The organism is Tunturiibacter empetritectus (assembly GCF_014201375.1).
Lineage (GTDB): Bacteria > Acidobacteriota > Terriglobia > Terriglobales > Acidobacteriaceae > Edaphobacter > Edaphobacter lichenicola_D.
In genome coordinates this window covers 168,258-179,276 of record NZ_JACHDZ010000007.1, presented here as the reverse complement: position 1 = coordinate 179,276, position 11,019 = coordinate 168,258, and the positions used below count along the sequence as shown (strand labels likewise).

The window sequence follows — 11,019 nt, the reverse complement described above, 5'->3', positions numbered from 1 at the left end:
CTGCCATCCGGTCTCGCAAGGTGCGGAGCTTGGCATTCTCGTCTTTATCGGCGGGGGAGATGCGCAGACTACTAACTCGCTGAGGACCAAGTGTACTCTTCATGAGTGAGTAGGCTCATTTGGTATGCCAGACTAATGTGGAAGCCAAAGGTGGCATGATCCTCAGTCCGGAATCGAAAGACTTCCTCTGCCATCCGGTCTCGCAAGGTGCGGAGCTTGGCATTCTCGTCTTTATCGGCGGGGGAGATGCGCAGACTACTAACTCGCTGAGGACCAAGTGTACTTTCTCGATCGATCCGGACACGTATAGGCAGCTCTTCGTGCATTCGAAAGTTAGCGATGCGTTCGCCGATAATACGATTGCACTCACTCATCGGTACATCGATCGGGATATCCGCAGCCAGCCATAAACAGCGCGGTCCTGATCATTGGGGCCGGAAAACACTGTCATATGATAGCTATCGCTGGGAAGAATGCCCAACTTATGCGCAAACGAACTTGAGCGCAGCGCATTTCCAAGATCGGCAGCCTCATCACGAATCTTGCACTGCTGGGGCAGATGACAGATGACGGTGTTGCCTGCAAAAGGCCTCCTGGTCCCATCAGGAGTGAACTTCAAAGAGGCGTCCTTCGGCGTTGACTCAAAGACCGGATTTCCCTCGGCAGACTTTTGCATCGAAGCGGGCTGTGCATCGAGGGATTTTGGAAGGAACGTAGCGAGCGAGACAGCAGACGAGCCTAGAAGGAACTTCCGCCGGCTCTGGATAGGGTCAGACTTGGTCAAGATGAGGATCCTTTGTTCTGGGATAGCGTGATTGGACAGAGCTGTCATTCTCCTATGAGCGTCTACGTAGGGAGGCAGATCGATCTCAGGGGCGTGGGGCGACGAGGCAAAGCAGTCTCATCGCCCCAGTTGGGGAAAGATAAAGCTCAGAACGCCAGGCTTAAAGCTAACTGAACCTGTCGTGAAGGGAAAACACTGCTGCTGCCGCTGAAAGTTCCGAAGCTGGCATTCGGACTCAGCACGCCAGTGGCACCCACGGTACCGATGTTAGTGGTCGGACTGATGTAATTCGTGGCGTTCAGGATATTGAAGGCCTCAACGCGGAACTCAAGCGTCTCACGATCGGAGAGCAGCGAGAACTTCTTGTGGGCCGCGAGATCCAACTGCCCAAAGGCTGGGCCACGCCAGGAATTGCGGCCAGCGTTGCCGAAGAGTTGCGCACCCGACGGAGCCGAGACTGCTGCAGGATTGAAGTAACCGCCGAGAGCGCTGGCGGATTTCTTCAGAGTGCTCCCGTAGACAGCCTTCGGAGTGCTTACCAGGTTAGGCCGCAGAGCGTAGACGGAACTGGTAGTCGAGACTACCTGGTTCGTGTTGGCCGTGTAGGCTATGTTGACTGGGACACCGCTTGTGACTATGTTGATGTCTATGGTGTTGTGGCATATCTCCCAAACCTGAGTGGAAGGGGCGATGTTCTCATTTTGGAAGGAACATCGATGGCGGGCACCGAGTGCGCCTGGGATTTCGTCGCGGACGATTCGTCGTTGTTACCGTTTTTGCATCGTATAAAGAAAACTGATGGCACTATCCCGCATTTTCAGTTGGTTCTGGGTAGCAACAATATAAATGGTAGTTCGGGAAAGAGCAGCATTCTTGCTTGGCGCGTTATGAACTAACGTGGGCGCCGAATGGTGCACCCATCAAGTTCTAGGCAGACATGCTTCCGACTGCCCCGGCGGCGCGCGCAGAGCTATCTCTCGCGGCTCTTCAGTTGAGGCGTGCAGGACTCTACGAATGGATTGACCAGGAAGGTGCCTGCGATTCCAGAGATAAGAATGGTTCCATCGGAGTTGAAGTGGGCGGAGCGGAACTCCTCCTCTGGAAGATCGTTGAGCCGCGTCCAGGTTTCGCCGCTGTCCTGGCTGGTGTAGACTCCGGTGAGCGAGGTGACGACCTCCCGGTTTGGCTTTGAAGGGTCCACGTCTATGCTGTAGGCTCGGACATTTGAGCCGGTTTCGTCGGTGGTTCGATGCAGGAGAAATCTTGCGTTGGTGACTCTCCGCACGGTGCCTGGGCCTGAAGGGTTGTAGACGCCCCAGCACGCAGCCAGATGGAGACCGCCGACGACACTCATTCCATGGATCGCCGAATCGGGGCCGACGCCTTCGATGCGACTCCACTTCATGGAGCGAAGGTTGAGCAGGTACACCTGATCCCCTGTCCCAAGATATAGGAAGCCCGGGGTCAGTTTTTTGGGATCATCGAATTGAAGGGAGAGCAGATCCATCTCGGTTGGCAGATGAGGGATGGGTCCATCTTCGATCCACGAGCCGTCGTTCTCTTTGTGGTAGCGGAGTAGCTGGGGCTCGAGGTCAAAGTAGCCATAACCAATGATGAGATGTTGTCCGTCGGGTGTGATCTCTACGACGTTTGCTCTTAGGGGGTCGCCTACCTTCTTCGTGATGGGTGTCCTGGGAGGCGTGTCGGGAACGCGCGGGCCTATGATCGGTTTCACTAATGCTTCAGATGGATTTAGTTGAGGAAATACTTGAAAGGCTCCCCGTTGCGTTGTAATTACAAAATAGGTTGCGTCGGGAGAGATGATGAAGCCGTTACGCAGCCCCTCACCAATTCGCGCATCGAAGTATCTGGAATCCACTCGTGCGACCTGAGTCCATGTCGCGCCGCCATTGGTTGATTTCGAGATGTACATGGCTCGATCCTGGGGCGGAAGCTTATTGCTCAGGTCCGCAGTGAGAGACCATATCAAGTCAGGATCGGCGTCCGGGTTGGGGTCGCTGGCTATGGCCTCGATAAAGTCGCTGGCAAACTGATGACTTCCCGGAAGGCTGGTCACTCGATGAACAAAGCAGCTATTCATGTTGTTCTCTGCATTGCCTTCACTGTTAGGTGGGGTCAGAGCTTGTCCCTGCCCCACGATGGGAAGCGCCATCAGCAGGAATAGGGTTCTGCTGAGAGCGGCTCGAGATGGAAGTGAGAGTGCCATGGCCGGAATACTTTCAATGCGCTTGAACCAACAACTCAAATCTACTGCAAAGCGCAGGATCTCCTCCTAAGTGTCTGGGCGAAGTTCGCTTGCCTGCTATTTCATGGTTTCGGGTTCCGCGTCAGGCATGGTCCCCCGAGGTACTCCGTTCTCACTAATATGAGTGTGAGACGTCTTATTCCTGGCGAGGTGCTGCTTCGTGTCCGCAAACCGAATCGTCTGTCGCCTTCGACGCAACGATTCGATTCTTTTCTTTATGGTTCTGGTGTGTGCCTTGTGGGGGGGCGAAGCTCGTTGCCCTGCCCAGATCGGCGGCGCTGCAGGCGTAGGGACATCGATTGCGAGCTCCAGCACTCCAGATCTGGTTTCGGGCAGAGTGATCAATGCCGCCACCGATCAGCCTGTTCGTAGAGCGTTGGTTCGGCTCAACACCCGCGCAGTTCTGACCGATAGCGAAGGCAGGTTTCGGTTCGAACAGAATAAAGAGAGCAGCGCCAACATTCTGGTTACCAAGCCAGGCTTTTATGCCACCGCAGAGTATGGCGATGCCGGCAATCTGTATCTGCAATCCGCACAACTGGCAGCGCTGCTGGAGCTTCGCATCTACCCTGAGGCTCTGCTTACCGGCGTGGTACTTGCTCCGGATGGGACGCCACTTCCAGAGATTTGGGTGACTGCGATGAGAAGGGCGTACGACGATATGGGGCGCCGCTGGGTGCCCGCTGATCAACGTCAGACAGACTCGCATGGGGGCTTTCGCATCCCTGTTCCCGCTGGGGAGTACCGCCTACAAACGCGCTATTCTCCAAGAAACTCAGCTATTGGCGAAGCTGTTCTCCCTGTTGCAGTTCCGAGCGGAGGCGCAAGTAATACTTCACAGCTGATTCGCATTCATAGCGGAGAGGAACAGACGTTTGAGCTGCGACCAGTCGTCAGTGCGATCCATACCGTCGGAGTTTCGCAGTCTCCTCCGGATCGCGGCTTTCTGCGGATCTCTGCGCGCGCCAGCAATGGAGGCACGGTGCAGGTCAACTCGATGCCGGCAAGCGGAGATGAGACAAAGATACAGCTCCCCCAGGGAACGTATACGCTGACGGTTCGGACTGTGGGCGATACCGATGGTTCGGAGCTGGCGGAGACGACGGTTACGGTTCCCGATCATGATATCTCCGGAGTGGTTCTGCGGTTCTCGCCAGTGCCGTCGATTCCTGTGGAGTTGTTGATCGACTCTTCATCCTCCGATACAAGTTCGACTGGGCTGGCACAGCTGGGTCTCAATCTGCAAAGTGAGCAGGCTGATTCGGATGGCGGATTCGCCAGTATAGGGTTGTCGCCCAGGGCAAATCAGACCTTCTTCTTCTCAGCTCCTCCAGGAAGTTATCGGTTAGTGGGGCGCAATAGCGGCGCGTGGTATATCAAGTCTGCCAGCTATGGCGACTCAGACTTGTTGGAGCAGGAACTCGTCGTAGCCCCCGGAGCGTCCGGTATTCCGATACGCGTTGTGGTCAGCAATCAGACTGCGGCGTTGCAAGGGACGGTGCACCTCAACAGCGATCCTGTGGCGAGTTGGGTGTACTTGATTCCGAACAGGCGGAGCGCGCAGCTGGTGTACAGTACCCGCAGCAGTTCGACGGGCAGCTATAGCTTCGATCATCTTCCGCCCGGAAGCTATCAGGCTATCGCGTTTCAGCGACGGCACTCGGTCGACTACCGTGATCCCGAAAGCCTGACGCCGTTTGGTGATCGTGCGCAGGCGGTTACGGTCAACGTCGGCGATAAGCCTACGCTGAACCTTGATGCTGTGCCGGCGACGGAGGTGATTCCATGAGGTGGAGTCTTGCGTGCCCTTCGTTGCTGCTCTTTGCCGGCTCTCTGGGGGGTGGGATCGCGCCCGCACAAACTCGAGCGCAGACGAAGCCGGAGGCCAAGCACACGATAGCCGTTACACAATATGAGATCACCGGCGTCGTTGTAAGCGGCATCGATGGGAGTCCGGTCCCGCACTGCAGGCTGACGCCGAATCTCGTGGTTCATGGGGGCTCCGGGAGCCGCCGCTTCCCTGCCTCGAGTGACGGCTCCGAGGTCGATGACCATGGGCGCTTCTCGATCTCGCTGCCTTCAGCGGGTGCGTGGAACCTGAGGGCGAGTGCTCGCGGCTATGTCACCCAGTCCTATGAGGAGCACGGGGCCTTCTCATCGTCGGTTATCTTCTCATCGTCGGTTGTACTGACAGCCGATTCGCCGACGATCGATCTACGTTTCACGCTCAGCCCCGAGGCCAGCATCAAAGGCATCGTTCTGGATGAAGCCGGAGAACCGGTGAGAGACGCCCAGATCTCTCTTTTCCTGGTGCCGCCGCCAAGTCCAGGAGGTCCGCCGTCTAGTGGCACGCGAGGGAATGCTAGAACCGATGATCGCGGCATGTATGAGTTGGCGAATCTGGCCCCTGGAGGCTATCGCCTGTCGGTGCGGGCGCATCCCTGGTACGCCGAGGCCACGCAGCAAAGCGGACCATCGGTTCCTGATGGATCGCCGCTCGATCCCTCCCTCGACGTCGCGTACCCTCCGACCTGGTTTCCGGGAGGCAGCGATGTTGCGACCGCCGAGACGATTGTCTTGCATGCGGGCGATACACGTCAGGCAGACTTTCATCTTGTCCCGATCCCTGCGATTCATCTGAAGATCGCGCCACCAGCAGGAGCTGTGGGAGCGGTCAACGGTCGCCAGGGACAAGCGTTCCCCATTGTGGAGGAGATTACGCCGGGTGCAAACGGACCGCGCGCAGTCTCGGTTGCAACTCGTCGCGACCCACAAGGAGAGTTCGATGTTGGTGGACTGACGCCAGGGCTCTATCAGGTGAGGACGCCGGGCCAGGAGGGGCGCTCCACGATGGTTGAGGTGACGGCGAACTCGGTCGGAACGCTCAATCTCGATGCGCCGGGGAGCGATATCGCGAGAGTTACAGTCCACGTCGACGGGTTTGCCGGCGATACGGAAGAGTCCGGGGACAGACGCGGCAGAGGGCTTCGCGTCAGCCTGATCGATACCGATACGCAACGCGGAACGTTTTCTTCGGTGGGAGATGAAGGCGGGTTTGCAGGTCGCCGCGGGTCGAGAACGCCGGCTACAGACCGGACCATCGAGGTTCCTCCAGGGCGTTATGAAGTTGTTTTGCAGGGCGTCCCCAACCTCTATCTGACCGGAATAACCGCCAAGGGAGCCGAAGCCTCGGGGCGGTACGTGACGGTGCCCGCGGGTGAGACGACCCTCACGGTGCATGTTGCGAATGGCCGCGCTAACGTTAGCGGAGTCGCGACGCTAGACGGAAGACCCGCGGTGGGCGCCATGGCCCTGCTGGTTCCGACTACGATTGAGGAGCCTGACTCCATTGGTTTTTTGCGGCAGGACCAGACCAATACAGACGGGAGCTTCGACATTGAGAACGTAATCCCGGGGCAATACATTCTGGTGGTCATCGATCGTGGATGGCAGATCAACTGGGGCGATCGATCGACGCTGCGCCGCTATCTTACGCAAGGGATACCGCTGGAGTTGAAGCCTTCTGCAAGCGTGAAACAGAACGTCATTGCGCAGGCTCCTTGAGGATTGGGAGGTACGCGAGGCATCGGCAGGCTTCAAGTTGTGTTAGATTCAAAAAGGCCCGCAATACTGCGGAGAGATGGCCGAGTGGCTGAAGGCGCACGCTTGGAAAGCGTGTATACCGCAAGGTATCCAGGGTTCGAATCCCTGTCTCTCCGCCATAGACCTTTAGAATCAAATACTTACACAAAATAAAAGAGTTAGAGTGTGCATACAGTGCTTGGGTGGCACCGTAGCTAGGCTCTCCTCACGTTCTACCTAGCTACGGCGGTTCCACCTAACTACGAGTGATCAGGCAGCAATCGTCATCTTGGACATAATCCATTCTGCTATCTGGTATGGGTCTAATCTGATCATCGTTCCCACCTTCAAAGCAGGAATTCTCTTCTCATCTATCAGCTTGTAAATCTCTCGCCTTGAGCATTGCAGAATCGTTGCAAGTTGCGCTGCCGTTATGGCAGTCTCAAATGCTTCGACCATAGCAACGAGTTTGTTCTCACTCCGGACACTACTCGCTTGGATATCAATTCCCTGCTCTGGCCACTCCAGCAAATTGTCATCATCTGCGCAGGCGTGCAGCGTCTGCAACACATTATCCAGTACGGCCTGACCGTCCTGAGCAGCAACCCCCACACGCCGTCTAAGCTGGCGCGGTGTGATGTCTACCCTCACGGCTATCTCGGGTATGCTCAGCCCCTCACAGAGCATCCTCACGATGTTCTGAGTGATTGGGTTCATTTCTCGAAAGAGGCGGTCTCTGGATATAGGAAAGTAATAACCTTCCCGCTGTCTCCTTACTTCCTCCTTTTCAACATCCTCAATTGCATCAGAGTGTTTCTGCTCCTCGACATTAGGCTTTTTATCTACGCCCTTATCCCCTGCGGTGTTTGTGAGATTCACAAACGTGGTCCGGTCCAAGTAGCTTTGGATTTCGGTCAGCATCTCAGGCAAGTGATAGTGGCACCACTGGTAGCCTAACCAATTCTCGATCTTTCCTTGGTGGGCGTATTTGCCACTCTCAATCAGGCTTGTAATCTTGAGCAGGAATTCACCCAAGACATCATCACGGTCCAGATCCAACTCGGCACGATTCGATAGCTTATAAAAGACCTGATTAGAGAACACACCCCGCACGTAGGCAGAGAGTGTCATGTAGAAGCTCTCCTTCTGCCCTACACGGTTCTTGTCGTACAGAACCCATGCTGCATTTAGATCTTTTGCAGCTTTCACCTTGGCGGTATCAATAAGTGCCTTGGGTAGATTTACAGTCGAGACATACTCTCCTGTACGAGGAATAAAGATGGGCTTCACACCCTTTACACCCCCTTCAGTGACCACACACCCTGAAGTGACCTCACGCATACCAGTGGCAGGAAAATTGAAATCAACAGCACCTGAGCCATCTGCCGAAGAGTGAGAGGTATTGCAGGGTAGCCATTCGCTACCGCTCCATATCAAATCAAAGTGGACAGGACCAGTCCATACTCGTTCGATGTTGTCCTTTCCTAATCCTCTCCAGATTTGACCTTTCCAAGGTTCAGGCTTCCAGCCTTCCACAATGGCGACGGCTTCCTCATGTGCTTCTCGGTTTAGGAAGTGATCATTGACGAAGTTGAACGCTAGTACGTGATTTGGGTTTCTACTACTGCCTGAGGGTGACGGCAGAATGTGCCGCACCTGCCCTGCTGTATAGGCTAGGTCTGAGTCAAACTCTTGTTGCAGGCGTTTGCGTGTCTGTCCCTTGCGGGATGTGTCCTCTGGAAAGCTGGTGGTGGGGTCAAAGGTGGGTGTGGCCTCTGTGACGAGGCTGGGGGCGAGAATGCTGGTCATTGTAAATAGGTCTCCGAATAGGTGTGGTCCACGAATGGACAAACAAGGGTCAGGTCTATCCCAAGTGCGGGACAGACAACAAAAACAGGTATGTTTTGGTTCCCATCTTTGTCATGGGCGGACTCTCCCCAGACCGATGTTCAGGCACTGGGCTACGGTTTACCTCTCGCACCGCTTGCGCTTCACCACGTCTGCCATAGTTCCGCGTGGTCTTCGGTTGTCCCGAAGGATGTTTTCTCCGGTGTACGCTGGTTAGATAAATGCCAAAAATACAAACACTTATCCCTCACCCTACGTGTAGGGATGAGTTATTTATACCACCGTTCGCACCAACTGCAACATTTTTTTCAACTATTTTACGGTTAGATGTCCAAAATCCTAAATTTGGGCAGTTACTGCATATAGAGGGGATTGGGAAACTTCTCCTCTAGCCTCAAAGACACCAATCACATGTGCCGGAACTCCTAGCGAAGCAGGAAGGCGTGATGCAACTGTGAAACTCTGATCGGGAAGCAGATGTTGCCAGATACCTTGACGGGTATGCTGGTTGCCAGTTTTGAGCACAGTATGCGCAGAGCTAAAACCCACGACTGATAATCGTGGTGCGAGTCAGTTGTTTGAGGCTGACAAATCCAGTGAGCAATCATTGGCGGCGGGAAACAGGTTACGAGTTTGTTTTAAAGACCTCCTCCAAGCGTCGGAAGGACCAACACCCGGTTGGCAGACAGGGTGCAAACCAAGCTTGGGGATACTCGTCTGCATACTCAAATTTAGAGTTTGTTGGAATGGATAGGGTTAACCTATCTGCGTCTCAAATTATCCAACAACCTGCTAAACACAAAGAGAAACAGCAAAGATCTACAGACAAACGTACCAACTGTTAACAAATTGTATTTAGGAGAACCACCTGGCGAAATTCCTACCAATTGAGCAGCTCGAAATAAATATGCTCTCGGTGTCCAAAATCCTAAATTTTGGCAGTTACTGCACATAGAGGGAACATGCTATATGTTCCCTCCTCCGATAGCAGTGACGGGATGCGGTCTGGTCCACTGCATCCCAACCAAACCCCAGAAAGTAGGCACAAATGAATATCCAAGAAATACAACTTAATGTCGTGCGTGCCTACATTGATTGGGTCCGTGACCTGTATGCGTCATCTTTGAACCTCGTTGAGCGGTATAGGTGTGCTCAAGACGCAAACTAGCTGGGCGAGTTGGTCGATAAAACAGCAGGACTGGCGACGAGCGTTCAAAATGTCGCCGAAAATCGATCATCTGGGCGGCTAGATCACTGAATCGCGCACAACGCCCAGAAAGCTGCTCCAATAAGTCCTCTAAAACAAAGGGATAGTCGATGTTGGGTTTGGGCGAAAAAAGTTTACCCAGTTTTTATTTCTTCATGTTTTTGCGGATGGTTTCGGGGCTGCTCCCCTTTGCTATATCCATCCTGGCAATCTTCTGCGAGTACCAAACGTCGGACATGTTTGGGTGGCTCTTCACCAGTCGGCGATATGCTTTTTGCCAACTCGCGTACTTAGCTTCGGTATCGAGTTTCCGCGCCTCGCGCCGGGCATTATTTGGTGTGTAGCCGTTGCCCGTCGTGGCCGTGGTCACAGGACGCTCTTCTCGCGAGCCGTCACCCGATGTGCTCGCCTCAACTACCCGCGGTTGCTTTGCCAGCGCCAGTGCGGCATCGCCCGCAGCTCTTCTTAGTTTTATTTCGAGATGCAATACGTAGTGCTCAGTAAAGTGCTCAAGCAGTTGCAAACTGGATTCAGCATCTTGTCGGTCCCAAACGGTCGCTGCATTAAATGGCTGGGACAGCGAAGGCTTCATGATGAGGAACTTTGGCGCTTGCCATTTTCTCCAGAAAATACGTTCTTCCAGGTCTTCATTTGGGTCATAGACCTGTTTGTCGCACACTGTTCGAACCCATATCCTTATAACGTGGTTTTTAGATCGAATTAGGTGTTTTGTTTGGGCTTCTGCCCATTCCAGATGAGAAGACCCTAAACGCTTCTCGTTGGCGAGACCAATTTCCATTAATTCCTTAAAGATAAGGAGGACTTGGACGCTTACCCCTTCAAGATAAAGATCGTAAAATCCCTTGAATATCGCTGATGGTGTATCCAATTTGATCGATTCGTGAAATCGCAGGGTTGCAGCAGGGCCTACCCGCGCTTTCATGTGCATGAGGTAATTGAGATATTCCTTGGCTGGATCATCCACTGCTTCGTTGTGGAGAAGCGAATAGGAGAAGACCTGGGTCGTCTGGCCGCAACCCCAGTGGGTATCCTCAAAAGATTTCCTAAGGTGCTTGATTGCAGGGATGAGATCGGCCGGAACATCCTTCTCCCATGGCCCAGTATTCTCATAGAGTTCTTGTCGCGCGTTAGACATCCCTGGTTCTTACTTTACATCGCTGTAATATGCAAAGTGCAAGCGATTTATGGGGAAATGACGCCGCTTTTGTTGGGTTCGAGTCCAGTTCGTTGTACTGGACTGAAACCCCAGATCCCATTGTCGCGTCTGTCGGAGACCGCATGTTTGCAGGGGATGTTCAAGTTCGGTCGTGA

Annotated in this window: 7 protein-coding genes and 1 tRNA gene; 3 read left to right on the top strand and 5 right to left on the bottom strand. The window is 54.2% G+C overall.

Annotation, left to right across the window (positions count from 1 at the left end; all coding sequences use genetic code 11):
• Positions 1-370: 370 nt before the first annotated feature.
• The 3 genes from HDF10_RS18530 to HDF10_RS18520 form a co-directional block, all read right to left on the bottom strand.
• Complete coding sequence (locus HDF10_RS18530) at positions 371-784, bottom strand: DUF1868 domain-containing protein (RefSeq protein ID WP_183816061.1); 414 nt, start codon at positions 782-784, stop codon at positions 371-373.
• 146 nt (positions 785-930) lie between these two features.
• Positions 931-1,422, bottom strand: a complete 492-nt coding sequence (locus tag HDF10_RS21605; RefSeq protein ID WP_455685158.1) for an outer membrane beta-barrel protein — start codon at positions 1,420-1,422, stop codon at positions 931-933.
• 332 nt (positions 1,423-1,754) lie between these two features.
• Positions 1,755-3,011 carry a WD40/YVTN/BNR-like repeat-containing protein gene (locus HDF10_RS18520; protein WP_183816057.1) on the bottom strand — a complete coding sequence of 419 codons (1,257 nt, stop codon included), beginning with the start codon at positions 3,009-3,011 and terminating at the stop codon, positions 1,755-1,757.
• A gap of 199 nt (positions 3,012-3,210) precedes the next feature.
• Between HDF10_RS18520 and HDF10_RS18515 the strand changes: the two genes are divergently transcribed.
• The 3 genes from HDF10_RS18515 (at position 3,211) to HDF10_RS18505 (ending at position 6,772) form a co-directional block, all read left to right on the top strand.
• The gene (locus tag HDF10_RS18515; RefSeq protein ID WP_183816055.1) at positions 3,211-4,839 is read left to right on the top strand and encodes a carboxypeptidase-like regulatory domain-containing protein; all 1,629 of its coding nucleotides are present in this window, start codon (positions 3,211-3,213) and stop codon (positions 4,837-4,839) included.
• The gene (locus HDF10_RS18510; protein ID WP_183816053.1) at positions 4,836-6,614 is read left to right on the top strand and encodes a carboxypeptidase-like regulatory domain-containing protein; all 1,779 of its coding nucleotides are present in this window, start codon (positions 4,836-4,838) and stop codon (positions 6,612-6,614) included. The genes HDF10_RS18515 and HDF10_RS18510 overlap by 4 nt, the downstream gene beginning before the upstream one ends.
• Positions 6,615-6,684: 70 nt before the next feature.
• Positions 6,685-6,772: transfer RNA gene (locus HDF10_RS18505), tRNA-Ser, on the top strand.
• Between the two features lie 130 nt (positions 6,773-6,902).
• Here the strand turns inward: HDF10_RS18505 and HDF10_RS18500 are convergent.
• Both HDF10_RS18500 and HDF10_RS18495 read right to left on the bottom strand, forming a co-directional pair.
• The gene (locus tag HDF10_RS18500; RefSeq protein WP_183816051.1) at positions 6,903-8,441 is read right to left on the bottom strand and encodes a helix-turn-helix domain-containing protein; all 1,539 of its coding nucleotides are present in this window, start codon (positions 8,439-8,441) and stop codon (positions 6,903-6,905) included.
• A 1,391-nt stretch (positions 8,442-9,832) separates the two neighbouring features.
• Positions 9,833-10,843: a hypothetical protein gene (locus tag HDF10_RS18495; protein ID WP_183816049.1), complete on the bottom strand. Its 1,011-nt coding sequence runs from the start codon at positions 10,841-10,843 to the stop codon at positions 9,833-9,835.
• Positions 10,844-11,019: the final 176 nt, after the last annotated feature.

Excerpts from the sequence above, each read along its gene's own strand:
- HDF10_RS18520 (WP_183816057.1), bottom strand. The coding sequence starts at position 3,011 with ATGGCACTCTCACTTCCATCTCGAGCCGCTCTCAGCAGAACCCTATTC.
- HDF10_RS18510 (WP_183816053.1), top strand. The coding sequence starts at position 4,836 with ATGAGGTGGAGTCTTGCGTGCCCTTCGTTGCTGCTCTTTGCCGGCTCT.
- HDF10_RS18500 (WP_183816051.1), bottom strand. The coding sequence starts at position 8,441 with ATGACCAGCATTCTCGCCCCCAGCCTCGTCACAGAGGCCACACCCACC.
- HDF10_RS18495 (WP_183816049.1), bottom strand. The coding sequence starts at position 10,843 with ATGTCTAACGCGCGACAAGAACTCTATGAGAATACTGGGCCATGGGAG.